The 26,166-nt window shown below is 72.0% G+C and carries 19 protein-coding genes and 1 pseudogene; 2 read left to right on the forward strand and 18 right to left on the reverse strand.

Going from position 1 to position 26,166, the window contains the following annotated elements; genetic code table 11:
- Window positions 1-54: 54 nt before the first annotated feature.
- From BS83_RS37055 to BS83_RS37105, 12 genes are all read right to left on the reverse strand, one after another.
- The gene (locus BS83_RS37055; RefSeq protein WP_051944785.1) at window positions 55-2,943 is read right to left on the reverse strand and encodes a putative bifunctional diguanylate cyclase/phosphodiesterase; all 2,889 of its coding nucleotides are present in this window, start codon (window positions 2,941-2,943) and stop codon (window positions 55-57) included.
- Window positions 2,944-3,180: 237 nt separating this feature from the next.
- On the reverse strand, window positions 3,181-4,092 hold the full coding sequence (locus BS83_RS37060; protein ID WP_037607660.1) for a 2-hydroxyacid dehydrogenase: 912 nt from the start codon (window positions 4,090-4,092) through the stop codon (window positions 3,181-3,183).
- A 194-nt stretch (window positions 4,093-4,286) separates the two neighbouring features.
- The gene (locus tag BS83_RS37065) at window positions 4,287-7,334 is read right to left on the reverse strand and encodes a helix-turn-helix transcriptional regulator (protein ID WP_037607661.1); all 3,048 of its coding nucleotides are present in this window, start codon (window positions 7,332-7,334) and stop codon (window positions 4,287-4,289) included.
- Window positions 7,335-7,365: 31 nt separating this feature from the next.
- Window positions 7,366-7,539 (reverse strand): hypothetical protein, encoded by a 174-nt coding sequence (locus tag BS83_RS45995; protein ID WP_157597474.1) that lies wholly within the window; start codon window positions 7,537-7,539, stop codon window positions 7,366-7,368.
- Between the two features lie 212 nt (window positions 7,540-7,751).
- A complete protein-coding gene (gene gatB / locus BS83_RS37070) occupies window positions 7,752-9,263 on the reverse strand; it encodes an Asp-tRNA(Asn)/Glu-tRNA(Gln) amidotransferase subunit GatB (protein WP_037607662.1) in 1,512 nt (503 codons plus the stop codon).
- Window positions 9,264-9,297: 34 nt separating this feature from the next.
- Window positions 9,298-9,546, reverse strand: coding sequence for a hypothetical protein (locus BS83_RS37075; protein WP_037607663.1), 249 nt, complete (start codon window positions 9,544-9,546; stop codon window positions 9,298-9,300).
- The gene (gene gatA, locus BS83_RS37080; protein WP_037607665.1) at window positions 9,543-11,036 is read right to left on the reverse strand and encodes an Asp-tRNA(Asn)/Glu-tRNA(Gln) amidotransferase subunit GatA; all 1,494 of its coding nucleotides are present in this window, start codon (window positions 11,034-11,036) and stop codon (window positions 9,543-9,545) included. Before gatA ends, BS83_RS37075 begins: the two co-directional genes overlap by 4 nt.
- Window positions 11,037-11,041: 5 nt before the next feature.
- Entirely contained in the window at window positions 11,042-11,338 is a 297-nt protein-coding gene (gene gatC, locus BS83_RS37085) for an Asp-tRNA(Asn)/Glu-tRNA(Gln) amidotransferase subunit GatC (RefSeq protein ID WP_037607666.1), read from the reverse strand.
- A 77-nt stretch (window positions 11,339-11,415) separates the two neighbouring features.
- On the reverse strand, window positions 11,416-12,957 hold the full coding sequence (locus BS83_RS37090; RefSeq protein WP_051944789.1) for a putative bifunctional diguanylate cyclase/phosphodiesterase: 1,542 nt from the start codon (window positions 12,955-12,957) through the stop codon (window positions 11,416-11,418).
- Window positions 12,958-13,199: 242 nt separating this feature from the next.
- A complete protein-coding gene (ligA, locus tag BS83_RS37095; RefSeq protein ID WP_037607667.1) occupies window positions 13,200-15,365 on the reverse strand; it encodes an NAD-dependent DNA ligase LigA in 2,166 nt (721 codons plus the stop codon).
- Between the two features lie 21 nt (window positions 15,366-15,386).
- Entirely contained in the window at window positions 15,387-16,406 is a 1,020-nt protein-coding gene (locus BS83_RS37100; RefSeq protein WP_037607668.1) for a methionine synthase, read from the reverse strand.
- Window positions 16,403-17,092, reverse strand: coding sequence for an SDR family oxidoreductase (locus BS83_RS37105; RefSeq protein WP_037607669.1), 690 nt, complete (start codon window positions 17,090-17,092; stop codon window positions 16,403-16,405). Before BS83_RS37105 ends, BS83_RS37100 begins: the two co-directional genes overlap by 4 nt.
- A 149-nt stretch (window positions 17,093-17,241) precedes the next feature.
- Between BS83_RS37105 and BS83_RS49050 the strand changes: the two are divergent.
- Window positions 17,242-18,519 (forward strand): annotated as a pseudogene (locus BS83_RS49050) (NAD-binding protein); the annotation flags it as partial.
- Between the two features lie 393 nt (window positions 18,520-18,912).
- On the opposite strand, the gene mnmA reads toward BS83_RS49050, so the two are convergent.
- Together mnmA and BS83_RS37120 are read right to left on the reverse strand one after the other, a co-directional pair.
- A complete protein-coding gene (mnmA, locus tag BS83_RS37115) occupies window positions 18,913-20,082 on the reverse strand; it encodes a tRNA 2-thiouridine(34) synthase MnmA (protein WP_037607671.1) in 1,170 nt (389 codons plus the stop codon).
- 51 nt (window positions 20,083-20,133) lie between these two features.
- The gene (locus BS83_RS37120) at window positions 20,134-21,312 is read right to left on the reverse strand and encodes a cysteine desulfurase family protein (RefSeq protein WP_037607672.1); all 1,179 of its coding nucleotides are present in this window, start codon (window positions 21,310-21,312) and stop codon (window positions 20,134-20,136) included.
- A 190-nt stretch (window positions 21,313-21,502) separates the two neighbouring features.
- Between BS83_RS37120 and BS83_RS37125 the strand changes: the two genes are divergently transcribed.
- Complete coding sequence (locus BS83_RS37125) at window positions 21,503-22,249, forward strand: IclR family transcriptional regulator (protein ID WP_037607673.1); 747 nt, start codon at window positions 21,503-21,505, stop codon at window positions 22,247-22,249.
- Between the two features lie 13 nt (window positions 22,250-22,262).
- On the opposite strand, the gene BS83_RS37130 is transcribed toward BS83_RS37125, so the two are convergent.
- From BS83_RS37130 to BS83_RS37145, 4 genes are all read right to left on the reverse strand, one after another.
- Entirely contained in the window at window positions 22,263-22,922 is a 660-nt protein-coding gene (locus BS83_RS37130) for a trimeric intracellular cation channel family protein (protein WP_037607674.1), read from the reverse strand.
- Between the two features lie 80 nt (window positions 22,923-23,002).
- Complete coding sequence (locus BS83_RS37135; protein ID WP_051944792.1) at window positions 23,003-24,040, reverse strand: ABC transporter ATP-binding protein; 1,038 nt, start codon at window positions 24,038-24,040, stop codon at window positions 23,003-23,005.
- Between the two features lie 30 nt (window positions 24,041-24,070).
- Window positions 24,071-25,150, reverse strand: coding sequence for an ABC transporter ATP-binding protein (locus tag BS83_RS37140; protein WP_037607675.1), 1,080 nt, complete (start codon window positions 25,148-25,150; stop codon window positions 24,071-24,073).
- On the reverse strand, window positions 25,147-26,151 hold the full coding sequence (locus BS83_RS37145) for an ABC transporter permease (RefSeq protein ID WP_037607676.1): 1,005 nt from the start codon (window positions 26,149-26,151) through the stop codon (window positions 25,147-25,149). The genes BS83_RS37140 and BS83_RS37145 overlap by 4 nt, the downstream gene beginning before the upstream one ends.
- Window positions 26,152-26,166: the final 15 nt, after the last annotated feature.

Raw genomic sequence — 26,166 nt, forward strand, 5'->3', positions numbered from 1 at the left:
ACGACCTTCCTCCGACGCCCCTGGGGGTGTCAAGCCGAAGCGAATCGTGTCTCATCATGCGGAATTATCCTCGGACGTCCGTGCATCCGCCAGGAGAGCTGCGAGTTCGCCCTCGTCGAGGGCCCCCGCGAAGTGCTGCCCCTGGCCTTTGGCGCAGCCCAGTCGGCGCAACAGCTCGGCCTGTTCCGGAGTGTCCACCCCCTCGGCGACGGTGTCCAGGCCGAGCTCCTGGCCGATGCGCAGCACCGAGGAGGCGAGGGTCCGCAGGAAGGCCGACTCCGGCATGCCGTCGACCACGGCGCGCTCCAGCTTGAGCGCGTCCACCGGGAGCCGGCGCAGGCCGCTGAGCGGGGTGGTGCCGCCGCCGAGGCCGTCCAGGACCAGCCCCACGCCGCGCTCCTTGAGCCGGCCCAGGTGCTGGACCAGCTCCTCGAAGCCCTGCGGCCTGCCCTCGGCGACGCCGGTGCCATCGTCGCTGAGCTCGACCACCAGCCGGGACGGCGCGAGGCCGGTGCGGTGCAGCGCCGCGTCCAGCGTCTCGTACAGGCCCGGTGCGGTCAGCACCCGTGTGGAGAGCCGCACCGCGACCGGCAGGCCGCCCCCGCGCTCGGCCGCCTGCTGGACGGCCTGCTCGACCATCCAGCGGCCGAACCGCAGCACCCGCTCGCCGCCGCCCGCCGCGCGCAGGAACTCGGCCGGGGTCAGCAGCAGCCCCTGGGCCGAGCGCCAGCGGGCCTGCGCGGACAGTGCCCGGACGGCCCCGCTGCGCAGGTCCACGATCGGCTGGTGCAGCAGGGTGAACTGACCCTCGCGGACCGCGACCCGCAGACGCTGGTCAAGCTCGGTACGGCGGCGCAGCTCGGTCCGCAGTTCGGGCGAGTACTCGTGGACGCGGTCCTTGCCGTGCTTCTTCGCCTGGTACATGGCCAGGTCGGCGCTGCGCAGCAGGTCGGCGGCGGCCTCGGGGGCGGCGCCCCGGTCGGCGAAGGCGATGCCGATGCTGGCGGCGACCGAGTGCTCCTCGTTGCCGACGCAGAAGGGGGCGGCGACGGCGGCCCGCAGGCGCTCGGCGATCCCGAAAGCCTGCTCCCGGTCCACCTCCCCGACCAGCAGCACGGCGAACTCGTCCCCGCCGAGCCTGGCCACGGTGTCTCCGGAGCGGACGGCGTCCTGCAGCCGCCGGGCCGCCTGGACCAGCAGTTCGTCGCCGACCTGGTGCCCGGCGGTGTCGTTGACGGCCTTGAAGCCGTCCAGGTCCACGAAGAGCACCGCGACCTCCGACCCCTGGTCGGACCCGCCACCGAGGGCGGCGCGGCTGCGCTGCAGGAACAGCGCCCGGTTGGGCAGGTCGGTGAGCGCGTCGTGGAACGCGTTGTGCTCCAGCTGGGCCTGCAGCCTGACCCGCTCGGAGACGTCGCGGGAGTTGAAGATCAGCCCGTCGCGGTAGCGGTTGACGGTGGACTCCACGTCCATCCACTCCCCCGCGCCGGAGCGGACCCGGCACTCGATCCGCGCGGTCGGCTCGGCCGCCCTGCCGTGGGCGGGGGTCCTGGCGAGGTAGCGCTGCACCTCCCACAGCACGTGACCGAGGTCGTCGGGGTGGACCATCTCCGGCAGCCTGGTGCCGACCAGCTCCTCGGCGGGCCTGCCGTACACGCCGGTGGCGGCCGGGCTGACGTAGCGGAGCACGCCGTCCGGGTCGGCGATCATGATGACGTCGCTGGAGCCCTGGACCAGCGAACGGAAGTGGTGCTCCTGGTGGCTCAGCTTCTGCGCGAGCGAGAGGTTGTCCAGCAGCATGATGCCCTGACGCAGAATCAGTGCCAGCACCACCGTGCAGCTGGTGATCAGCACGAAGCGGTCGAGATGGTGCTGGCCCAGGGCGTTGTAGAGCAGCCCGACGGTGCAGACGCCGGTGGCGGCGTAGGGCGTCAGCGCGCTGAAGGTGGACGCGACGCGGGGGCGTCGCGACGCGGCCGTCGCGCCCGGCGGTCCGGCCCGGTCGGCGGGGCCGTCCCCGGTGCCGGCGCCCGCCCAGGGGGCCCAGGCGAGCAGCATCGAGCCGCAGAACCAGCCGGCGTCCAGGAGTTCGCCGGAGTGGTAGGCGTCCTTGAAGGACTGGCTGGTGAAGACGGCGTCGCAGAGCACCGTCAGGGCGAGTCCCACTATCGCCGTGTGGACCGCCGCCCGGTTGCTGCCGGGCCGCCTGAAGCGCAGCCCGAGGACCATGCTGATCAGCAGGATGTCCAGCAGCGGGTAGGCCAGCCCGACGGCCAGCCGCAGTGAGCTGTGCTCGTCGCCGGCCGCGGTCCTGGCCAGCGCCAGGCTCCAGCTGAGCGTCAGCAGCGACCCGGCGATGAGCCAGCCGTCCAGGCCGAGACAGAGCCAGCCGGCGGCGTTGCGGGGCCGGTTGGCCAGCAGCAGCAGGCCGAGGATGGCGGGCGGGGCGAAGAAGAGGAAGGCGTAGTCGGCGATCGAGGGCGAGGGCAGACTGCGCCCGAGCACGCACTCGTACCACCCCCAGATGCCGTTGCCGACGCCGACCATCAGCGAGCTGAGGCCGAAGCAGAGCCAGGCCGGCCGGGTGCGCCCACGGGAGACGGAGCCGTAGACGAAGCAGGAGACCGCGGCCGTGAGCGCGGCCCCCGACAGGCCGAAGTCGCCCATGACGCGGGCGAGACCGGGTGTCCCCCAGCCGTAGGCCGCCCCGGCCAGGTACAGCAGGCAGACCAGCATGACCAGTATCCGCGGCAGCCTGGCCGCGGCATGGGACAGCCGGAACGGTTCCAGCGCGGGCACCGCGGACTCCGCCGGGGCGACCGGCCCGACCCGGGTCGTCTCCCCGAAGGCGAAGGGCGACGTCGCCGCCGTCGCCGACCTGGACGCGGTCAGCCGCTCGTCGGTCCACGTGGGACCGGGCAGCAAGGTGTCAGTGCTCAGCATGGGCAATCCCCCTCCGGCCCCGGGCGCGTTCGGACCAGCGGGGCGGACAACTCCGAACCGGGTCTCCCGGTCGGGAACCTACACCACAGTCGTCACTCAGAGACATGCACACTCAACTCAGAGTAATGGGGAGGGTCGAGGCAGCTGTACCCGATCCGGACGAAAGCCTGCCGTCCATGCCGATTTGCAGGGGGTGTCCCGGGCGCACGCCGGGGGCGCACGGATGCGCTTCGCGAATCAGATTCTGTTCGCCGGCTCCTCGCCGTTCTCGTAGCGCAGGATCTGTGCCCGCAACAGGCGCTCGGCCCGCGGCAGGAACGCGGAACTGGGCCCGCCGACATGCGGGGTGATGAGCGTGCCCGGCGCGTGCCAGAGCGGATGCCCGGCGGGCAACGGCTCGGGATCGGTGACGTCCAGCGCGGCGCGGAGCCGCCCGGCGTTGAGCTCCTTGAGCAGGGCGTCGGTGTCGACGACGGGACCGCGCGCGACGTTGACGAGCAGTGCGCCGTCCTTCATCCGCGCGAGGAACCCGGCGTCCACGAGGTGCCTGGTCTCGGCCGTCAGCGGTGTGAGCACGACGACCACGTCGACGGTGGGCAGCAACGCGGGCAGCGCGTCCACGCCGTGCACCCCCTCGCCGGGGCGCGGCCGCCGCGCGACCGGCACGACCTCGCACTCGAACGGCAGCAGGCGCGCGGCGAGCGCCTGCCCGATCGACCCGTGACCGAGGATCAGCACACGCCGGTCGGCGAGGGACTGGTGGAACTCCTGGCTCCACCGGCCCTCGGCCTGCAGCCTGCTGAAGTGCGGGATCCCCCGGAGCGAGGCCAGCACGAGCGCGACGGCGAGCTCTGCGGTGCTGGCGTCGTGCAGCCCGCGCGCGTTGCACGCGGCGACACCGGCGGGCACGTGCGGCAGGACGTCGTCCATCCCCGCGGTGAGCGTCTGCACGAGCTTGAGCGCGGGCAGCGTGGGCAGCAGCGGGAGTGCGGCCGCGTGCCGCATGTAGGGCAGGCAGAAGAACTCCACCGCTCGCAGCGCGCCCGCCTCCGGCGCCGGCCCGTTCCCGTCCCAGACGACGGCCTCGATCCCGTCGGGGAGTCCGCCGATGGCGTCGGGAGCGTACGGAAGCAGATAACGCGCACTCATGGCCGCGAGGCTACCTCCTCCCTCCCGTCCCACCACGTCAAGGGGCGCGAGCTTCGCAGCAGAGGGCCGGTTGCACTACCCCAGGGGCGCGAGGAACTGCGCGCCTCCGGCGCGCGGACGCGAGCTCGGAAGCAAACGGACGTTGCACCGTCCAGGGGCGCGGGGACAGTGCATCCTGGCCCCCGCGCAGTTGGTCAGGACGTCGCCACCAGGCGGAGGCGGTGGGCGACCGCGGCGGCCTCGCCGCGGCCGGTGACGTCGAGTTTGGCGAGGATGTTGGAGACGTGGACGCTCGCCGTCTTCGGGGAGATGAAGAGCTCCTCCGCGATCTGGCGGTTCGTGCGGCCCAGGGCGAGCAGCTTGAGGACGTCCTGTTCGCGGGGGGTGAGGTGGAAGGAGTCGTCGTTGTCGTCGGCCGCCGCCGCGGCCGGGCCGCCCTCGGAGAGGGAGAGGCGGGCGCGGTCCGCCAGCAGGCGGATCTCCTGGAGGAGCAGCTGGTCGCCCTGGCGCAGCGCCAGCGTCTCCGCCTCGCGGGCGGCCTCGCTGGCCGCCGCGCGGTCGCCGTCCGCGGCGAGGGACTCGGCCAGGCGGTACCAGGCCAGGTCGCGCGGGTAGGGACACTCCAGCGTGGCCAGCGCGTCCGCCGCGCGCCGCCACTGCTCCGACGTGGCCACGCCCTCCGCGCGGGCGAGCTCCGCGTCGAGGACCGCCGACCAGCCGGCCAGCAGCGGGAGCTCCGTGGTGAGGCCGGTCGCCGCCGCACGGATGCGGCTCAGCACCTCGGCGCGGCCCGGCGCCATCGTCGGGAGGTGGCGGGCGTCCGCCTCGACCGCCGCACCGGCGGCCAGCAGCGACCACCAGACGCGGTCGTGGCCCTCGGCCCGCGTGCCGTCCAGGACGGCCAGCAGCTCCGCACGCGCCTCCGCGTAGCGGCCCTGCGCGGCCGCGATCCGCAGGCCCAGCAGCGCCGTCGGGACGATCTTCTGCGGCTGCCACAGCAGACCGACCCTGCGGCACTCCGCCAGATGCTCGGTCGCGGTGGCGATGTCGCCGCGCAGCAGCGCGATCTCGCCGCGGAGCCGCTCCATGAAGTCGCGGTGCGCCCGTTGGCCGGTCCAGTTGGGCTCCTCGGCGAGGAGCTGGGCGGCCTCGTCGAGCTCGCCGAGCGAGATCAGCGGCTCGGCGAGGTTGCCGAGGATGATCGTGCCCGAGTAGCCGGTCATGCCGTTCGCGCGGATCATGGCCAGGCCCGCGCGGGCCACCTCCACCGCCTTCCGGGAGCGGCCGTGCAGCTCGTGATGGCTGGACAGGTTGGTGTAGACGCGGGAACGCAGGTCCACGTCGCCCGAGGCCTCCGCCTGCTCCAGCAGTTCGCCGAGCAGCGCGGCGCCGCTCTCCAGCTCGCCGAAGGCGCAGTGCAGCATGCCCAGGGTCAGCCGTGCGTGCAGCCGCAGCGAGGTCGCGCCGACCTGCTCGGCGATCTCCGCCGCGCGGCAGGCCATCTCCAGGTGCTCGCGCTTCGGGACGCCGAGCATTCCGTCGCAGGCCTGGCGGTGCAGCAGTTCGGCCAGGACCGCCGAAGGCTTCCTGCCCTCCAGCAGGCCCAGCGCGTGTTCGAGGCCCTCAGGCTCGGCGCCGACGTCGTAGCTGAGCGCGCGGGCGCGGGCCAGCCTGAACCAGGCGGCGCGCTCGGGTGACCTCGACTCGTCGATGAGGCGCAGCGCGCGCTTGGTGTACCGCAGGCCCAGGTCGGTCTCACCGCTGAGCCGGGCCGCCACGGTGGCCTCGGCGAGCAGGTCGATCAGCTGGACCGCGCCGCAGTCGCCGTCGCAGCCGTCACAGCTGCCGGGCTCGCAGGAGCAGGCCGGATAGCTCTCGTCGGCGTGGTCGTAGTCGCGGAGGCCGGCCTTGACCTCGTCGGGGACGTCGTCCCAGAGCTCCAGGGCGCGGTCCAGCATCCGCAGTTGCTCGGCGAAGGCGTTGCGGCGACGGGCCTCACGCCCGGCGTGCAGCACGGCGGGGACGGCGCGGGCGGCGTCGTGGGCGCAGTACCAGTAGCCGGCCAGGCGGGCGGAGCGCTGGTCGGCGGAGACCAGCATCGGGTCCGCCTCGAGGACCAGCGCGTAGCGGCGGTTGATCCGGGTGATCTCACCGGGCATCAGGTCGTCGCTGACCGCCTCGCGGACCAGCGCGTGCCGGAAGCGGTAGCCGTCGCCGTCGGAGGTCTGCTGGATGATGTTGGCGCCGACGGCGGTGCGCAGCGCGTCGATCTGCTCGTCCTCGTCGAGGGTGCCGATCGCGTCGAGGACGGCGGCCAGCAGCCCGTGCTCGACGCGGGAGCCGCCCTGGGCGAGGATCCGCAGCAGGGTCTGGGTGTCCTCGGGGAGGCCCTCGATGCGGACCAGCAGCAGATCGCGCAGCGTGTCGGTGAGTCCGGTGCTGCAGCCCTGCTGGTGCGAGACGGCGAGCTCCTCCACGAAGAAGGGGTTGCCCTCGGAACGCTTGAAGATCTTCTGGACCAGGTCGGCGCTGGGCCGGGCCGGGCTGAGGATGCCGGCCACCTGGCGGGCCACCTCGCGCTGCTCGAGGCGCGGCAGTTCCATCCGCTGCACGGTGCGCAGCCGCTCGAGTTCGGCCAGGTAGGGGCGGACCGGGTGGCGGCGGTGCAGGTCGTCGCTGCGGTAGGTGGCCAGCAGCACGAGCCTGGCCCGGTGCAGGGTGCGGATCAGGTAGGCGAAGAGCTCCCTGGTGGAGCGGTCGGACCAGTGCAGGTCCTCGACGGCCAGGACCAGGGTCCGATCCGCCGTCAACTGCTCGAAGAGCTGGGCGGTGTGCTCGAAGAGCCGCGCGCGGGCGTACTCGTCGTGGGCCTCGGGCAGCGCCTCGCCCATGTCCGGCAGCAGCCGGGCCAGGCTGCTCTCCCGTCCCACGGCGGCTGCCTCGAGCCGGCTTCCCAACGCTCGGTGCAGCCGCCGCAGAATGGTGGCGAACGGTGCGTAGGGCAAGCCCTCCGCACCCACCTCCAGGCATCCCCCGACCACGACCGGAACCCCCCGAGCCCCGGCCGCGCACTGGAACTCCTCCAGCAGCCTGGTCTTGCCGACCCCCGCCTCGCCCCCGATGAGCAGGACCTGAGGCTGGCCCTGCTCCGCGCGCTGCAGCGCGTCGGTGAGGGTCGCCATCTGCGAACCACGTCCGATGAACACAGGACTTACCGATATCCGCTCCACGGTGGGCAGCATCGCATATGTCCTTCGCCGATCAGCAGTGATTTCAGCGTGCGGCGAGATGCAGAGCCCGGCGTACCGAGCCCCTCGCCCCGGAGCGGCGTGCCTCACCCGCCCTCCGGTTCTTGTTCGCGCGCTGGACCTCGCGGACGAGCCGGTCCTGGGCCGCCTCGGCGAGCAGCTCGTTGTTGCGGATCATGACCATCTGGTACTCGAACATCTCGGAACTCCCCTGTGGGTGGTGGTCTTCGGGATTCCTCGGTCGGTCTCCCTGACAACCTCTAATTTCCTCTCCCAGGGGTGTGCGGCGCATGAGGCGCATGCCCGATCTCGGGGGCCATGGGGTGCTTAGAAACGACGGACCGCCGCCCCCGGTGCGCCTAAGCACCGAGAGCGGCGGTCCGTCTCACCTAAGGAGGGCCTGAGCAGGCCTTACTCCGGGGTCACCCCGAGCTTCTCGAAGATCAGCTCCTTGACCCTGGCGGCGTCGGCCTGGCCGCGGGTGGCCTTCATGACCGCGCCCACCAGCGCGCCCGCGGCGGCGAACTTGCCGTCACGGATCTTGGCGGCGACGTCCGGCTGGGCCGCCAGCGCGGCGTCGATGGCCGCGCCGAGCGCGGAGTCGTCGGAGACGACGGCCAGGCCGCGCTTCTCCACGACCGCGTCCGGCTCGCCCTCGCCGGCCAGCACGCCCTCGATGACCTGGCGGGCCAGCTTGTCGTTGAGCTTGCCCTCCCCCACCAGCGCCGCGACGCGCGCGACCTGGGCCGGGGTGATCGGCAGCTCGCCGAGGTCGACGCCGTCCTCGTTGGCACGACGGGCGAGCTCGCCCATCCACCACTTGCGGGCCTGGTCGGCCGGGGCGCCGGCGGCGATCGTGTCGAGGATCAGCTCGATGGCGCCCGCGTTGAGCGCCGACTGCATCTCCGCGTCGGAGATGCCCCACTCGCCCTGCAGCCGCTGCCGCCGCACCCGCGGCAGCTCGGGCAGCTCGCCGCGCAGCTGCTCCACCCACTCGCGCGAGGGGGCGACCGGGACCAGGTCGGGCTCGGGGAAGTAGCGGTAGTCCTCCGCCTCCTCCTTGACGCGCCCCGAGGTCGTGGTGCCGTTGTCCTCGTGGAAGTGGCGGGTCTCCTGGATGATCGTGCCGCCCTCGTCGAGCACCGCGGCGTGCCGCTGGATCTCGAAACGGGCGGCGCGCTCGACGCTGCGCAGCGAGTTGACGTTCTTGGTCTCGCTGCGGGTGCCGAACTTCTCGGCGTCCTTGCGCATCAGCGACAGGTTGACGTCGCAGCGCATCTGGCCCATCTCCATGCGGGCCTCGGAGACGCCCAGCGCGCGGATCAGCTCGCGCAGCTCCGCGACGTAGGCCTTGGCGACCTCGGGTGCGCGCTCGCCCGCGCCGACGATCGGCTTGGTGACGATCTCGATCAGCGGGATGCCGGCCCGGTTGTAGTCCAGCAGCGAGTGCGAGGCGCCGTGGATACGGCCGGTCGCGCCGCCGACGTGGGTGGACTTGCCGGTGTCCTCCTCCATGTGGGCGCGCTCGATCTCCACGCGGAAGACCTCGCCGTCCTCCAACTGCACGTCGAGGTAGCCGTTGAAGGCGATCGGCTCGTCGTACTGGGAGGTCTGGAAGTTCTTCGGCATGTCCGGGTAGAAGTAGTTCTTCCGGGCGAAGCGGCACCACTCGGCGATCTCGCAGTTGAGCGCGAGGCCGATGCGGATCGCGGACTCGACGCCGATCGCGTTGACGACCGGCAGCGAGCCCGGCAGCCCCAGGCAGGTCGGGCAGACCTGGGTGTTCGGCTCCGCGCCCAGCGCGGTCGAACAGCCGCAGAACATCTTGGTCTTGGTACCCAGCTCGACGTGGACCTCAAGGCCCATCACCGGGTCGTACGAGGCGAGAGCCTCCTCGTACGGGACCAGGTCAATGACGCTCACTCGGCGTCCTTTCAGGGTTGGCTCGCGGTCGGTCTCAGTCGGCGAGGATGTCGGGGACGCTGTCCGAGGTCAGCCGGCGCAGCTCGCGGACGAGCAGCAGCGTGCTGGTGACCAGGGCGAGGGCCCCGACGGCGGCGTTGACGAGCTTGAGGGTGTCCGCCTCGGTACGGGCCCTGCGGATGTCCTTGACGATGCCGAAGGCGCCGAACGCACTGCCGCCGATGCCCAGCATCAGGCCCGGCTTGGTGTGCTTGAAGCCCTTGGCCGTGTCCAGCTTGCTCATAGTGCCGGTGCCTCCTCCAGCAGGGGGTGTCCCCACTTGTCGTTGAGAGCCGCCTCGACAGCCGCGCCGACGCGGTAGAGCCGGTCGTCCTTCAGCGCGGGAGCGATGATCTGCAGGCCGACCGGGAGATTGTCCTCCGGCGCCAGGCCGCAGGGCACCGACATGGCCGCGTTTCCGGCCAGGTTCGACGGAATGGTGCACAGGTCCGCGAGGTACATCGCCATCGGGTCGTCGGCGCGCTCGCCGATCGGGAAGGCGGTGGTCGGGGTGGTCGGCGAGACCAGGACGTCGACGTCCGCGAAGGCGCGGTCGAAGTCGCGCGTGATGAGCGTGCGCACCTTCTGGGCCGAGCCGTAGTAGGCGTCGTAGTAGCCCGAGGAGAGGGCGTAGGTACCGAGCATGATGCGGCGCTTGACCTCGGGGCCGAAGCCGGCCTCGCGGGTCAGCGCGGTGACGTCCTCGGCCGAGCGCGAGCCGTCGTCGCCGACGCGCAGGCCGTAGCGCATGGCGTCGAAGCGGGCCAGGTTGGAGGACGCCTCGGAGGGGGCGATCAGGTAGTACGCCGGCAGCGCGTAGGTGAAGGAGGGGCAGGAGATCTCGACGATCTCGGCGCCCAGCGCGCGCAGGAGCTCCACCGACTCGTGGAAGCGCTGCATCACACCGGCCTGGTAGCCCTCGCCGCCGAACTCCTTGACCACGCCGACGCGCAGACCCTTGACGTCCGCCTGGCGGGCCGCGGCCACGACGGGTGGCACGGGGGCGTTGATCGAGGTCGAGTCGAAGGGGTCGTATCCGGCGATGGCCTCGTGCAGCAGCGCCGCGTCCAGGACCGTGCGGGCGCAGGGACCGCCCTGGTCGAGGGAGGAGGAGAAGGCGATCAGGCCGTAGCGGGAGACGCTGCCGTAGGTCGGCTTGACGCCGACGGTGCCGGTGACCGCGCCGGGCTGGCGGATCGAGCCGCCGGTGTCGGTGCCGATGGCGAGCGGGGCCTCGTAGGCCGCCAGCGCCGCGGCGGAGCCGCCGCCGGAGCCGCCGGGGATCCGGGAGAGGTCCCACGGGTTGCCGGTCGGGCCGAAGGCGGAGTTCTCGGTGGAGGACCCCATGGCGAACTCGTCCATGTTGGTCTTGCCGAGGATCACCACGCCCGCGTCCTTGAGACGGCGGGTCAGCGTCGCGTCGTACGGCGGCACCCAGCCCTCGAGGATCTTCGAGCCCGCGGTGGTCGGCACGCCCCGGGTGGTGAAGACGTCCTTCAGCGCGAGCGGGACGCCGGCCAGCGGGCCGAGCTCCTCGCCCTTGGCGCGCTTCTCGTCCACGGCGCGGGCGGCGGCCAGCGCGCCCTCGGCGTCGACGTGGAGGAAGGCGTGCACCTTCTCGTCCACGGCCCCGATGCGGTCCAGGTGCGCCTGGGCGACCTCGACGGCCGAGACCTCGCCGGAGGCGATCGCCTGCGCGGTGTGCGCGGCGGTGTTGCGAATGAGGTCGGTCATCTCGCTCAGTCCTCCCCGAGGATCTGCGGGACGCGGAAGCGCTGCTCCTCCGCGGCCGGGGCGCACGCGAGCACCTCGTCGGGGTTGAGCGAGGGACGCACCTCGTCGGCGCGCATGACGTTGGTCAGCGGCAGCGGGTGCGAGGTCGGCGGGACGTCTTCGGCGGCGATCTCGCTGACGCGGGCGACCGCGTCGACGATGTCGTTCAGCTGCTCGGCGAAGTGGTCGAGTTCTTCGCTCTTGAGCTCCAGCCGCGACAGCCGGGCGAGGTGGGCGACCTCCTCGCGCGTAATGCCAGGCATGCAGCGATCCTCTGGTGAGTGAGTGGTGAAGCGATTCGAGTCGCCCCAGTCTATTGACAGCGGGGCCGGGCTCCATCCTACGGACGCGGCGGCACCGGTCGCGCGGGCGTTTTGCGCAGCGTCTCCGGGCTCTCCACGGTGCGGGTGCGCAGCCAGGCCGTGGCGGCCTCGGCCGGGAGGGCGGCGGAGACCAGCCAGCCCTGGACCGCGTCGCAGCCCATCCGGTGCAGCCGCTCCCAGGTCTCGTCGTCCTCGACGCCCTCGGCGACGACGGTCAGCCCGAGCGAGTGCGCGAGCTGGACGCTGCAGCGGACCACGGCCGCGTCGTGGTCGTCGGCGACCATGCGGCTGACGAAGGAGCGGTCGATCTTCAGCTCGCCGACCGGGAGGCGGCGCAGCCGCACCAGCGAGGAGTAGCCGGTGCCGAAGTCGTCCAGGGACATGCCGACGCCGTGGCCGCGCAGCTCCTCCAGCGTCTCGGCGGCCCGGGCGCCGTCCTCCAGCAGCAGCCGCTCGGTGATCTCCAGCTGCAGCGCGTCGGCGGGGACGCCGTGCCTGGCGAGCCGCTCGGCGACGCCGGTGGCGAACCCCGTCCGCAGCACGTCGCGCGGCGAGACGTTGACGGCGACCTGCACCACGATGCCCTGTTCGCGCCAGCGCGCCAGCTGGCTGACGGCCGCCTCCAGCACGTAGTCGGTGAGCTGCGGCATCAGCCCGCTGGATTCGGCCAGCCCGACGAACTCCTCGGGACTGACCGGGCCGCGCCCGGCGCGGGACCAGCGCACCAGCGCCTCCAGGCCGACGACGCTGCCGTCGAAGGCGACCTTGGGCTGGTAATGGATCTCCACCTCGCCCTGGTCCAGCGCCCGGCGCAGGTCGCCGAGGAGACCGAGCCTGAGCGGGGTGTCCTCCTCCTGCCCGGCCTGGTAGACCGCGACTCCGGCACGGCTGCGCTGCGCGTGGACCATGGCGATGTCGGCGCGCCGCAGCAGCGACTCGGCGTCCGGGGCGTGGTCGGGCAGCACGGCGACGCCGGTGCTGGACTCCAGGATCAGCTGCAGGCCCCCGAACTGGATCGGCACGGCGACCTCGGCGGCGAAGCCGCGGGCCAGCCGCAGCAGCGCGCCGGGCTCCTCCGGCGGCTCGGGGACCAGCACGGCGAACTCGTCGCCGCCGAGGCGCGCGACGAGTGCGCCGGTGTCGACGGCGAGCGACTGCAGCCGCTGGGCGACCTGGACCAGCAGCCGGTCGCCGGCGAGATGTCCGAGCGTGTCGTTGAGCGAGCGGAACCGGTCCAGGTCGATCAGGACCAGCGCGTGCCGCGCCCGGGCGGCGGCGGCCTGCCCGGCGGCGAGGTGCAGGGCGGCGCGGTTGGGCAGCCCGGTGAGCCGGTCGGTGACGCCCTCGCGCAGCCGCTGCCGGCCGAACCACCAGGCGGCGAAGAGGACCGCGATCGGCACGCCGAAGAGCGGCAACAGCTGCGGCGCGTGCAAACCGACCACCTGGGCCAGCGGCACCAGCGGCGCCGCCCCGGCGAACCCCACGCCGAGAAACACCGCCGCCTTGACGGCGAACCCCGCACGGTCGGCACCCAGGCCTGACCGGGACGTGCGCTCCATCGGTGTTCCTCGTGCTTCCCCACTCGCCCGGATCCACCCGCACGGGACCGCGCAGGACAGCACGGACCGACAGGATCGGGCTCAGTCCAGCCTAGGGCGCGTGCCCACCGGTGACGTGGCAATCGACCGGGCCGTGACCGAGCGGTGTCCTGCCAGCGCGATGATATGGCTTTTCTGCCCTGATTTGCCCGACCGCAGCGCCGACAAACAGACTTGACATTCCGCCAGGCCGCCCCGGCCTGCTACTCCTCGACCGGCAGCGCGGCGGCCCGCGCCGCGTCCGGCCCCTCGGCCAGCAGCACGGCGAAACCGGCGTCGTCCAGGATGGCCAGCTTGAGCTGCACCGCCTTGTCGTACTTCGATCCCGGGTTGTCGCCGACGACGACGAAGTCGGTCTTCTTCGACACCGACCCGGTCACCTTGGCGCCACGCGCCTGCAGCGCGTCCTTCGCGCCGTCCCGCGTGTGGTCGGCGAGAGTCCCGGTGACCACCACGGTCAGCCCCTCCAACGGCCGCGGCCCCGACTCCTCCTCCCCGGCCTCGTCGACGAAGCGGACGCCGGCGGCACGCCACTTCTCGATGATCTCCCGGTGCCAGTCCTCGGCGAACCAGTCGACGACCGCCTTCGCGATGCCGGGGCCGACCCCCTCGACCGCGGCGAGTTCCTCCTCACCGGCGCTCGCGATCCGGTCCAGATCACGGAACTCACGCGCGATGGCCTGCGCGGCGACCGGCCCGACCCGTCGGATCGAGAGGCCGTTGAGCACCCGCCAGAGCGGCTGCTCCTTGGCCAGCTGGAGATTGTCGAGCAGTTGCGTGGTGGTCTTCTTCGGCTCGCCCCTGAGGTTGGCGAAGAAGCTGACGACCTTCTGCTCGCCGGTCTCCTCGTCGATCCGGGGCAGCCCCGTCTTCGGATCGCGCACCAGCGCCTTGATGGGCAGCAGCTCCTCGACCGTGAGGTCGAAGAGGTCGCCCTCGTTCACGAGCGGCGGGCTGGCCGGCTCCAACGGCTGGGTGAGCGCGATGGCCGCGACGTAACCGAAGCCCTCGACGTCCAGGCACTCGCGGCCGCCGAGAAAGGCGACGCGCTCCCGCAACTGCGCAGGGCAGTACCGGGCGTTGGGACAGCGGAGATCCTTGTCCCCCTCGGTCATCGGGCGCAGTTCGGTGCCGCACTCGTGGCAGTGGGTGGGCATCACGAACGGGCGCTCGGTGCCGTCGCGGAGCGCCACCACCGGGCCGAGGATCTCGGGGATGACGTCACCCGCCTTGCGGATCACGATCGTGTCGCCCAGCAGGACGCCCTTGGCCTTGACCACGTCCTGGTTGTGCAGCGTCGCGTACTGCACCATCGAACCGGCGACCTTGACCGGCTTCTCCAGCACGGCGTACGGCGTGGCCCGGCCGGTCCGGCCGATGCCGACGAGGATCCGGTCCAGCTTGGCGTTGACCTCCTCCGGCGGGTACTTCCAGGCGATGGCCCAGCGCGGCGCGCGGGAGGTGGAGCCGAGCCGGCCCTGGAGGGCGATCTCGTCCACCTTGACGACCACGCCGTCGATCTCGTGCTCGACGCTGTGGCGCTGCTCGCCGTAGCGGGCGATGAACTCCTTGACCTCCGCCAGGGTGCCGACCACCGCGTTGTGCCGTGCCGTCGGCAGACCCCATCCGTGCAGCAGCTCGTAGGCGTGCGACTGGCAGTCGATGTCGAAACCCCGGCGGGCGCCGATGCCGTGGACGATCATGTGCAGCGGGCGCTGGGCGGTGACGGCCGGGTCCTTCTGCCGCAGCGAGCCGGCCGCGGAGTTGCGCGGGTTGGCGTAAGGGTCCTCGCCGGCCGCGACCCTGGCGATGTTCAGGTCCTCGAAGTCCTCGATCGGGAAGTAGACCTCGCCGCGGATCTCCACCAGCTCCGGCGGGTTCTCACCGGTCAACCGGTGCGGGATCTCCTTGATCGTGCGCACGTTGGGGGTGATGTCGTCGCCGACCCTGCCGGTGCCCCGCGTCGCGGCACGGACCAGCACGCCCCGCTCGTAGGTCAGGTTCACGGCCAGACCGTCGATCTTCAGCTCGCACAGGTAGTGGAACTCCTGCCCCGCGAGATCACGCTCGACGCGCTCGGCCCAGGCGTCCAGCTCCTCGTCGTTGAAGGCGTTGTCCAGACTGAGCATCCGCTCCAGGTGCTCGACCTTGGCGAAGTCGGTGGTCGCGTCGCCGCCCACCTTCTGCGTCGGCGAGTCGGGCGTGCGCAGCTCGGGGAACCGCTCCTCGATCGCCTCGAGCTCGCGCATGAGCAGATCGAACTCGCCGTCGCTGATCGTCGGCGCGTCCTCGTTGTAGTACCGGTACCGGTGCTCTTCGATCTCCTGGGCAAGCTGCGCGTGCCGTGCGCGATCCTCGTCCAACGACACCGGACTCCACCCCTCGGTCGGTTATTCAGGATTGTCGGCCAGACTCTGCGCCGCGATGACGCTGTGTGACAGAGCGGTACGCGCATACGCCGGTGACGCCCCGGCCAGGCCGCAGGTCGGGGTGATCACGACGGAGCGCGGCAGCAGCGCGGGGGCCAGGCCCAGTCGCCGCCACAACGTCCTCACACCACTGACACTACCGGCCGGGTCTGACAATTTTCGGTCGGTGGAAGGCACGACACCGAGCAGAAAGACGGTCCCCGCCTCCACTCCCTCACCGATCGCGTCGTCGTCACGCTCCGTCAGCAGGGATGCGTCCAGCGACACCGCGGAGACGCCCGCCCGGCGCAGGAGCCCGATCGGGACCTGCGGTGCGCAGCTGTGCACCGCAACCGGGACGTCCAGCGCCGCCACGCCGCCGATCAGACCGCGCAGCACCTCCTCGGCCACGCCCTTGTCCACCGCGCGCAGCCGCTGCCAGCCGCTCGCCGTCTTCACCCGGCCGGCCAGCACCGCGGGCAGCGAGGGCTCGTCCAGCTGCAGCAGCACCCGCGCGCCGGGGATCCGCCGGCGCACCTCGGCCAGGTGCAGCCGCAGTCCCTCCGTCAGCGAGGCGGCGATGTCCCTGACCGCGCCGGGATCGGCCAGCGCCTTCTCGCCGCGCTGGAGTTCGACCGCCGCCGCCAAGGTCCACGGGCCCACCGCCTGGACCTTGACCGGGCCCACGTAGTCCTGGGTGAACTCCTCCAGCGCGTCCAGGTCCTCGCCCAGCCAGGAGTGGGCCCGTCGGGTGTCCCGGCCCGGATGGTCGCCGAAGCGCCAACCCGAGGGCTCGACCCTGGCGAACAGCTCGACCAGCATGCCCAGGCTGCGCCCGATCATGTCCGCGCCCGGACCGCGCGCGGGCAGCTCGGCCAGGTGCGGCAGCGCCTCCAGCGAGCCGGTGACGGTCTTCGCCGCCTCGCGCGCGTCGGTACCGGGCATCGACCCGATCCCGGTCGCGCCGGGACCGGTCAGCTCGGGAAAAGGCAGTCCGCTCATCGGCCCGGCCGTACCGTCACATCGGTGATCTCCGCGTCGCGCGGCAGGTCGAGCGCGGTGAGCACCGCCGTCGCGACCGACTCCGGCGCGATCCAGGCGTCAGCCTCGTACGCGCGGCCCTCCTGGGCGTGCACCTTGACCTGCATCGGGGTCGCGGTACGACCCGGGTAGACGGTGGTCACCCGCACCCCGTTGCCGTGCTCCTCCTCGCGCAGCGAGTCCGCCAGCGCCTTCAGCCCGAACTTGGACGCCGCGTAGACGCCCCACTCGGCGCTCGCCCGCAGGCCCGCGCCGGAGTTGACGAAGACCACGTGCCCGCGCGACATCCGGACCGTCGGCAGGAAGAGCCGGGTCAGCTCGGCCGGGGCCACCAGGTTCACGGCCAGGGTGTCCTGCCAGACCTTCACGCCCATGTCGCCGATCGCGCCCAGCTCGACCATGCCCGCGACGTGCAGCAGCGAGTCGATCCGGTCCGGCTGCGCCTGGTGCCCCAGCGCCCAGCTCAGCCGCTCCGGCTGGGCCAGGTCGCCGACCAGCGTCTGCGCGGCGGGGAACCGCTCACGCAGCTCCGCCGCGCGGCGCGCGTCCCGCGCCAGCAGCCACAGCTCCTCGCCGCGCTCGGTCAGCTTCGCGGCGACCGCCGCGCCGATGCCGGAGCCCGCTCCGGTGATCACATGCGTACCCATGGGTTCATCAGTACCACGCCCGAGCAGGCTCCCCGTGCGCCACCATGGTCGTGCGTGGTCATGCGCACGCAGACAACCTGGGGGAACAGGTGCCGGAACCGGCTGCTACGGACGAACGGACCAGCGTGGAGGAGGAGCGCCGCGGCCACATGATCGTGGTGGGGAACGACGCCCTCACCCTCCGGCTCGTCGAGGACCTCGCCGGGCTCTACGGTGAGCGGGTCGTCGTGATCGTCCCCGACGCACGCGCCTCCTACGGACCGCAACTCACCGCGCTGGGCCGGGAGCAGGCCCGGATCACCGTGCTGCAGGGACGGCGCCCGGACGAGGCCACGCTGACCGAGGCCAGGATCGGGGAGGCGGCCTCGCTCGCCCTGGTGGTCGACGACGACCAGGCCGTCACCCAGGCCGCGCTGGTGGCCCGGACGCTAAACGCGACGGTGCGCCTGGCCCTGCGCGTCCACAACCAGGCGCTGGGCGCCCGGCTGACCCGCCTGCTGGACCGCGAGGACGCCCCCGCCACCGCGGCCTCCGCCTCCGACACGGCCGCGCCCGCGCTGGTCTCCGCCGCGCTGCCCAACCGCCGGCTGACCTTCCGTCTCGATGGCGGCACCTGCAGTGTCCTCGGCCGCAACCGGAGCGAGGAGGCGGAGGAGCTCCCCGGCCGGAACGAGATCCCGATCGCCCTGCTCACCGAGGACAGCGGCGTCCTGCTGCCGCGCGAGGAGGACCTCGCCGCGGGCGCCCCCGAGAGCACCGTGCTGCGGATCCTCCACCACCGCGATCCTGACCGCCGCCGGGGCCTGCTCAGGATCGACCACCGGCGCTTCGTGGCGGGCGTGCGCTCCTTCTTCTCCAGGAAGCTGCTCGCGATCAGCCTCGCCCTGGCGCTCGTGGTCGTGCTGCTGACCGTGCTGACCTGGCAGCTGACCGGCAACTCGCTCGGTCTCTCCCTCTTCTACGTGCTGCTCGACCTCGGCTCGGCCGGCAACCCGGCCACCGACCACGGCGACAACGTGGCCCGCAAGGTGCTGCAGATCGTCACGGTCTTCACCGGCATCGTGCTGCTGGGCACGGTCGCCGCCGTGATGCTGGACAACCTCGGCGCGCTGCGCACCACGCCGAGCCCGCGCCGGGTCCCGCGGACCGTGAACAAGCACGTGGTGCTGATCGGCCTCGGCAAGGTCGGCAGCACGGTGGTGGAGCGTCTGCACGACATGCGCGTGCCCGTCGTGGTGGTGGAGCGGAACCCGTCCGTGCCCGGGCTGACCGCGATCCGCGAACGCGGGATCCCGGTGGTCGTCGGCGAGTTCGGCCGCCGCAAGGTCTTCAGGGCCGCCAGGGTGGACCGGGCGCAGGCCCTGATGGCGCTCACCAACAACGACAGCGCGAATCTGCAGGCCGTCCTCTACGCGCGCGAGCAACAGCCCGAACTGCGGGTCGTGCTCCGGCTGTTCGACGAGGAGTTCGCCGCCACGGTGTACCGCTCGCTGCGCGCGGCGCACCCGGACGCCAAGACCCGCAGCCGCAGCGTCTCCTATCTCGCCGCGCCCGCCTTCGCCGCCGCCATGATGGGTCGCCAGGTGCTGGCGGCGATCCCGGCCAAGCGCGAGCTGCTGCTGGTCGCGGACGTGGCGGTGCGGGACCAGAGCGAGCTCTACCACCGCACGGTCGGCGAGGCGTTCCACACCGGCGCCTGGCGGGTGGTCGGCATCCGGCGCTGGGACGGCTCACTGGAGTGGAACCCCGGACCCGACCGACAGCTGCGCGGCAGCGAGCGGGTCGTGGTGGTGGCCACCCGCGAGGGCCTGGGCCGATTATCAGGCCTGCTGCGGCTGGGGCTGCGGGGTGGCCCGCTCGGTGGTCGCGATCGTCGCCGAACCGACGACGCGGGTCCCGTCGTACAGGACCACGGCCTGGCCCGGCGCGATGCCGCGGACCGGCGCGTCCAGGACGACGCGCAGGCCGCCGTCCGCGTCGATCTCCGCCGTCACCGGCACCGGCTCGCCGTGGGCCCGCAGCTGCGCGTGGTAGCGCCCGGTGCCGACCGGCGCCTCCTCCCCGCACCAGCGCGGCTTGACGCCGGTGAGCGCGGCGATGTCCAGCGCCTCGACCGGGCCGACGGTGACCCGGTTGTCGACGGGCGAGATGTCCAGCACGTACCGCGGCTTCCCGTCGGCGGCGGGCCGTCCGATACGCAGACCCTTGCGCTGGCCGATGGTGAAGCCGAAGGCCCCGCTGTGCTCGCCGACGACGGTGCCGTCCACGTCCACGATGTCGCCGGTGGCCGAGCCGAGCCGCTGGGCCAGGAATCCCTGGGTGTCCCCGTCGGCGATGAAGCAGATGTCGTGACTGTCGGGCTTCTTCGCGACCGCGAGGCCGCGGCGCTCGGCCTCCACCCTGACCTGCTCCTTCGGGGTGTCCCCCAGCGGGAACATGGCATGCGCGAGCTGCTCGGCGTCGAGGACGCCGAGCACGTAGGACTGGTCCTTGCCCGGGTCGACCCCGCGGTGGAGCGTGCGCCCCCGGCCCGGCTCGTCGACGATCCTGGCGTAGTGGCCGGTGCAGACGGCGTCGAAGCCGAGGGCGACGGCCTTGTCGAGCAGCGCGGCGAACTTGATCTTCTCGTTGCAGCGGAGACAGGGGTTGGGCGTCCGCCCCGCCGCGTACTCGGCGACGAAGTCGTCGATGACGTCCTCGCGGAACCGCTCGGCGAGATCCCAGACGTAGAACGGGATCCCGATCACATCCGCGGCGCGGCGCGCGTCCCGCGAGTCCTCCAGCGTGCAGCAGCCGCGGGCCCCGGTCCGGAACGACTGCGGATTGCTCGCCAAGGCGAGATGCACGCCGGTCACCTCGTGCCCGGCCGCCACGGCCCGCGCGGCGGCGACGGCGGAGTCCACGCCCCCGGACATGGCCGCGAGCACGCGCAGCTTCCCGCCCGGCAGGGCGGCGGCGAAGGAGTCAGGGGCACCGGGAAAGTCAGACATAGTGCCTCCAAGCCTACGTGCAGTGGCAACCCGCCGGCGGCGCGCGTGCGACTACCGCCTCGTCGTCGCGCCGGCCAGGCGGGCGCGGGCGACGACGGGGGCGATGGCGTCGGCGAGGGCCTTGACGTCCGAGGGGGTCGAGGTGTGGCCGAGGGAGAAGCGGAGGGACGCCCGCGCCATCGCCGGCTCCGCGCCCATCGCGAGGAGGACGTGGCTCGGCTGGGGGACGCCCGCCGAGCACGCGGAGCCCGTCGAGCACTCGATGCCGCGCGCGTCGAGCAGCATCAGCAGCGCGTCGCCCTCGCAGCCGGGGAAGGAGAAGTGGGCGTTGGCGCTGAGCCGGCCCTCCGCGGACGGGTCGCCGTTCAGCACCGCGTCGGGAACCGCCGCGCGGACCTCCGCGATCAGCATGTCCCGCAGCGCCGCCAGTTCCGCCGCGGCCGCGGGTCTCCGCTCCGCGGCGATCGCCGCCGCCGCGGCGAACCCCGCCGCCGCGGGGACGTCCAGCGTCCCCGAGCGGACGTCGCGCTCCTGGCCGCCGCCGTGCAGCAGCGGGACCGGGCTCGCCCCGCGGGACAGCACCAGCGCGCCGACCCCGTACGGGCCGCCGACCTTGTGGCCGGTCACCGTCATCGCGTCCAGGCCCGAGTCCTCGAAGGAGAGCGGGACCTGGCCGAAGGCCTGGACCGCGTCCGCGTGCATCGGCACGCCGAACTCCCGTGCCACCGCCGAAAGTTCACGGATCGGCTGGATCGTGCCGACCTCGTTGTTGGCCCACATCACGGTGACCAGTGCGACGTCCGCCGGGTTCGCCTCGAGCGCCGCGCGCAGCGTCTGCGCGTGGACGCGGCCCAGCGGGTCGACCGGGAGCCAGTCCACGACGGCACCCTCGTGCTGCTCCAGCCAGTGCACCGCGTCCAGGACCGCGTGGTGCTCGACGGGGCTGCAGAGGATCCGGCGGCGCACGGGATCGGCGTCCCTGCGGGCCCAGTAGAGACCCTTCACCGCGAGGTTGTCGGACTCGGTACCGCCGCCGGTGAGGACGATCTCGCTCGGGCGGGCGCCCAGCGCGGCGGCGAGGGTCTCGCGGGACTCCTCGATCACCCGGCGGGCGCGGCGTCCGGCGGCGTGCAGGGACGAGGCGTTGCCGGTCTGACCGAACTGCGCGGTCATCGCCTGGACCGCCTCCGGCAGCATCGGCGTCGTGGCGGCGTGGTCGAGGTAGGGCATGGCGGGACAAGTCTAGGGCCACCCGCACGCCCTCTCCGCCCCGCACGCCGTTTCTCCCCGGGACACGGCCCGTTCGGACACGGGCCCCGCCGGCCGTACATTCCGAATACGCATCATCCATTGCAGCCTGTGCAACGGCGTCCCTATGATCCCTGCAACTGTCGGGGGCAAGCGTCGGGGCTGGTGGGACATGTCGCAGTCGGTGGACCGGGCGCTCACCGTGCTCGCCTCGCTCGCCGAGGGCCCGACCTCGCTGGAGCAGGCCGCCGCGCGCCTCGGCGTGCACAAGTCCACCGCGCTGCGGCTGCTGCGGACGCTGGAGGAGCACGGCTTCGTGCACCGCCAGGCGGACTACCGCTACCGGCTCGGCGGCGGACTCTTCTCCCTGGCCCAGTTGGCGCTGGAGAGCATCGACGTCCGCGGTGTCGCGGCCCCGCACCTCGCCGCGCTGAACGACCGCTGCGGGCACACGGTCCACCTGGCCGTGTACGAGGACGGCGAGGCGACCTACGTCGACAAGCTGGAGAGCCGCTATCCGGTCAGGATGTACTCCCGCATCGGCAAGCGCGCCCCGCTGACCGCCTCCGCCGTCGGCAAGGTGCTGCTGGCCGGCCTGCCGCCGGCCCGCCGCTCCGAGCTCGCGTACCGGCTGGAGTACCCGGCCTACACGCCCCGCTCGCTGCGGACGGCCGAGGCGCTGCTCGCCGAACTGGAGACGGTCCGCGAGCAGGGCTGGGCGATGGACCGCAGCGAGTACGAGGAGAGCGTCAACTGCGTGGCGGTCCCGATCCGCGGCATCGACGGCCGGGTGATCGCCGCGTGTTCCATCTCCACTCCCACGGTGGTGGCCCCGCTCGCCGCCCTGCGCCGGCTGGTCCCCGAGCTGACGGCCACCGCGGACGCGATCTCCCGCGAGTACGGCGGACGCTCCCGCTGAGACCGGAGCCCGCTCAGGTCTCACCGGTGTTGGAACTGCCCCGGTGCCAGGCGCGGGGCGCGCGCAGGTCGTACTTGATGGCCAGCATCCGCAGGCCGAAGGCGAGCAGCACCGCCGCACTGCCGGTCACGGCGCCGAGCGTGCCGGTGCTGATCAGCGCCGCCGTCACACCCGCGCCGAGCAGCGCGGGGACGGCGTAGAGGGAGCGGTCCCAGCGCAGCAGCGAGGGGATCTCCATGGCCAGCAGGTCACGGATCACGCCGCCGCCCGCCGCGGTGATCATTCCCAGTGCGATCGAGGCGACCACCCCCAGACCGTAGTCGTGGGCCTTCGCCGTCCCGGTCACCGCGAAGAGGCCGAGCCCCAGCGCGTCGAGCGTCTGCACGGTGAGGTTGATCCTGGCGACCTCGGGGTGCAGGAAGAACACCACCAGCGTCGCGATCAGGGGCGTCACGAAGTAGCCGATGTTCGTGAACGCGACCGGGGGCACCGCGCCGATCAGCTCGTCGCGCAGCACGCCCCCGCCCAGCGCCGTCGCCTCCGCGAGCACCGCCATGCCGAAGACGTCGAAGTTCTTCCGCACCGCGAGCAGGCTGCCGGAGAGGGCGAAGACGAAGATGCCGGAGAGGTCGAGCACCTGCTCGACCCCCGGGGAGAAAAGCTGCGAGGTCACCCCGCATTTCTATCGTGAAATACGGGATGACCTCGCGTGGCGGCCTGGGCCGCGGGAGACCTCGGGAACCTCGGACGTGCTCAGGTGTTCTCGGGGAAGTGACAGGCCACCTGGTGGCCGGTCTTGAGCGCCACCAGCGGCGGCTCCTCCGTCGCGCACTGCTCCGTCGCCTTCCAGCAACGGGTGCGGAAGCGGCAGCCGGAGGGCGGGTTGACCGGCGAGGGCACGTCACCGGTGAGCAGGATGCGCTCGCGCTGCTCCTTGCGGTTCGGGTCCGGCACCGGCACCGCGGACATCAGCGCGTTGGTGTACGGGTGCATCGGCGACTTGTAGAGGGAGTCCCGGTCCGCGATCTCGACGATCTTGCCCAGGTACATCACCGCGACGCGGTCCGACACGTGGCGCACCACGGAGAGGTCGTGGGCGATCACCACGTAGGTGAGGCCCAGCTCCTGCTGCAGGTCGTCGAGGAGGTTGACGACCTGCGCCTGGATCGACACGTCCAGCGCCGAGACCGGCTCGTCCGCGACGATCATCTTCGGCCGCAGCGCGAGCGCGCGGGCGATGCCGATGCGCTGGCGCTGACCGCCGGAGAACTCGTGCGGGTAGCGGTTGTAGTGCTCGGGGCTGAGCCCGCACAGCTCCAGCAGGTCCTGGACCGCGGTCTTGATGCCGTTCTCGGTCTTGATGTTCTGCAGCCGGAACGGCGCGCCGACGATCGTCCCGATCGTGTGCCTCGGGTTCAGCGAGGAGTACGGGTCCTGGAAGATCATCTGGATGTCGCGTCGCAGCGGACGCATCTGCGCGGTGTTCAGGTGCGTGATGTCCACGCCCTCGAACTCCACCTTGCCGCCGGTCGGCTCCAGCAGACGGGTGATCAGCCGGCCCATGGTCGACTTGCCGCAGCCGGACTCGCCCACCACGCCCAGGGTCTCACCGCTGCGGACGTCGAAGGTGAGGCCGTCCACGGCCTGCACCGCACCGACCTGGCGCTGCAGCAGGCCCTTCTTGATCGGGAAGTGCTTGACCAGGTTGGTGACCTTGAGCAGCGCCTCGCCCTCGGACGCGGGGGGAGTCGCGGGCGCCGGGACGGTCGCCGTCGAGCTTTCTTCACTCATTGTTTCTTCGTCTCCTCGACTTGCTACCGGCTAGAGCCGGGGAGCGATCTCCTCGGTGAAGATCTGCTGACGGGCCTCCAGGGACATGTGACAGGCCGCCAGGTGGTTCTCGCCCACGCTGACCAGCTGCGGAGTCACGGTCTGCGACTTGCCGTCGGTGCGGTCCGCGTAGGGGCACCGGGGGTGGAAGGCGCAGCCGTTCGGCAGGTTGATCAGCGACGGCGGGTTGCCCTGGACCGGGACGAGCCGCTCCTGCAGCTCACGGTCGATGCGGGGCATCGAGCCGAGCAGACCCCAGGTGTAGGGGTGCTCGGGCTCGGTGAAGAGCTTGTCGGCCGGGCCCTTCTCCACGCACTTGCCGCCGTACATCACCAGGATGTCGTCGGCGAGCTCGGCGACGACGCCGAGGTCGTGCGTGATGATGATGACCGAGGAGCCGAACTCCTTCTGCAGGTCCCGGATCAGGTCCAGGATCTGCGCCTGCACGGTCACGTCGAGCGCGGTGGTCGGCTCGTCGGCGATCAGCAGCGAGGGGTCGTTGGCCAGCGCCATCGCGATCATCGCGCGCTGACGCATACCGCCGGAGAACTCGTGCGGGTGGTTGTCCACGCGCTTGTCCGGCTGCGGGATGCCGACACGGTCCAGCAGCTGGATCGCGTGCTGGCGCGCGGCGGCCTTGCCGGCCTGCGGGTTGTGCTGGCGGTAGCCCTCGATGATCTGCTGGCCGACCGTGTAGTACGGGTGCATGGCCGTCAGCGGGTCCTGGAAGATCATCGCCATCTTCTGGCCGCGGAGTCTGCGCACCTCCTCGGGGGAGGCGCTGATCAGCTCCTGGCCGTCCAGCCAGATCTCGCCGGAGAGCTTCGGGCCGCGCTTCTTCCCGACGTTGCGGTGCAGACCCATGATCGACAGCGAGGTCACCGACTTGCCAGAGCCGGACTCGCCCACGATGCCGAGGGTCTTGCCGCGCTCCAGGTCGAAGCTCAGGCCGTCGACGGACTTGACCAGACCGTCGTCGGTGGGGAAGTGGCAGCGCAGGTCGCGCACCGAGAGGAACGAGGTGGGAGCCACGCTGCCGACCGTCGTCTTGTCGTTCTTGGGGTCGGTCATGCGAGCCTCACACGGGGGTCGACGACCGCGTAGAGCAGGTCGACGATCAGGTTTGCCATCACGATGAAGAAGGCGGCGAAGAGGGTGACGCCCATGATCATGGGCAGGTCGTTCTTCGTGATGCCGTTCAGCGCGTCGTAGCCGAGGCCGTGCAGGTTGAACACGGTCTCGGTGAGGATCGCGCCGCCGAGCAGGCCGCCGAGGTCCATACCGAAGACGGTCATGATGGGGGTCAGCGTGGACCGCATGGCGTGCTTGCCGATGACGGTCCGCTCGGGCAGACCCTTGGCGCGAGCGGTGCGGATGTAGTCCTCACCCATGACGTCGAGCATCGTGGCTCGCGTCAGTCGCGCGTAGGTCGCCGCGAAGAGGAAGGCCAGGGTGATCCACGGCAGCAGCATTCCCTGGAACCATCCCACCGGATCGCTGGTGAGCGTGGTGGCGGGGTTCGTCGCGGGTAGCCAGCCGAGGTTGTAGACGACCAGCGCCGAGCTGGCGAGGCCGGTGAAGTAGATCGGCAGCGAGACGCCGGCGAGCGCGGTGACCATGGTGATGCGGTCGATCGCGGTGCGCTTGCGCAGCGCGGAGACGACGCCGGTGCCGACGCCGAGCACCAGCCAGATCACGGCCGCGCCGGCGGCGAGCAGGCCGGTGACCGGGAAGTCGCCGGTCAGCTGACCCCAGACCGGGGTCTGCGTCGCCGTCGAGATGCCGAAGCACGGAGCCGGGCAGTTGATGACGTCATTGCCGTTGGCGTAGGTGCGGCCGGCGACAAGACCCTTGAGGTAGAGCCAGAACTGCTCATAGATCGGCTTGTCGAGGCCCAGCTTGACCTTGATCCCGGCGATGGCCACCGGGTTCGCATTCTTGCCGACGTATCGCATGACCGGATCGGTGTGCTGGAGCACCGGCACCAGGAAGAAGATGCCAAAGGTGATCGTGGCGACCACCAACAGCATGACGACCACGTTCAGGAGCCGTCGGAAGATATACAGGAGCACTGCGGTCGGCTTGGC

Source organism: Streptacidiphilus rugosus AM-16 (assembly GCF_000744655.1).
GTDB classification, from domain to species: Bacteria; Actinomycetota; Actinomycetes; order Streptomycetales; family Streptomycetaceae; genus Streptacidiphilus; species Streptacidiphilus rugosus.

What these genes read in the sequence shown, in the direction of transcription:
- BS83_RS37135 (WP_051944792.1), bottom strand. Translation starts at nt 24,040, where the DNA reads ATGAGTGAAGAAAGCTCGACGGCGACCGTCCCGGCGCCCGCGACTCCC.
- BS83_RS37090 (WP_051944789.1), bottom strand. Translation starts at nt 12,957, where the DNA reads ATGGAGCGCACGTCCCGGTCAGGCCTGGGTGCCGACCGTGCGGGGTTC.
- BS83_RS37105 (WP_037607669.1), bottom strand. Translation starts at nt 17,092, where the DNA reads ATGGGTACGCATGTGATCACCGGAGCGGGCTCCGGCATCGGCGCGGCG.
- gatC (WP_037607666.1), bottom strand. Translation starts at nt 11,338, where the DNA reads ATGCCTGGCATTACGCGCGAGGAGGTCGCCCACCTCGCCCGGCTGTCG.
- mnmA (WP_037607671.1), bottom strand. Translation starts at nt 20,082, where the DNA reads ATGTCTGACTTTCCCGGTGCCCCTGACTCCTTCGCCGCCGCCCTGCCG.
- BS83_RS37120 (WP_037607672.1), bottom strand. Translation starts at nt 21,312, where the DNA reads ATGCCCTACCTCGACCACGCCGCCACGACGCCGATGCTGCCGGAGGCG.
- BS83_RS37060 (WP_037607660.1), bottom strand. Translation starts at nt 4,092, where the DNA reads ATGAGTGCGCGTTATCTGCTTCCGTACGCTCCCGACGCCATCGGCGGA.
- gatA (WP_037607665.1), bottom strand. Translation starts at nt 11,036, where the DNA reads ATGACCGACCTCATTCGCAACACCGCCGCGCACACCGCGCAGGCGATC.
- BS83_RS37065 (WP_037607661.1), bottom strand. Translation starts at nt 7,334, where the DNA reads ATGCTGCCCACCGTGGAGCGGATATCGGTAAGTCCTGTGTTCATCGGA.
- BS83_RS37100 (WP_037607668.1), bottom strand. Translation starts at nt 16,406, where the DNA reads ATGAGCGGACTGCCTTTTCCCGAGCTGACCGGTCCCGGCGCGACCGGG.
- BS83_RS37140 (WP_037607675.1), bottom strand. Translation starts at nt 25,150, where the DNA reads ATGACCGACCCCAAGAACGACAAGACGACGGTCGGCAGCGTGGCTCCC.
- BS83_RS45995 (WP_157597474.1), bottom strand. Translation starts at nt 7,539, where the DNA reads ATGTTCGAGTACCAGATGGTCATGATCCGCAACAACGAGCTGCTCGCC.
- BS83_RS37075 (WP_037607663.1), bottom strand. Translation starts at nt 9,546, where the DNA reads ATGAGCAAGCTGGACACGGCCAAGGGCTTCAAGCACACCAAGCCGGGC.
- BS83_RS37125 (WP_037607673.1), top strand. Translation starts at nt 21,503, where the DNA reads ATGTCGCAGTCGGTGGACCGGGCGCTCACCGTGCTCGCCTCGCTCGCC.
- BS83_RS37055 (WP_051944785.1), bottom strand. Translation starts at nt 2,943, where the DNA reads ATGCTGAGCACTGACACCTTGCTGCCCGGTCCCACGTGGACCGACGAG.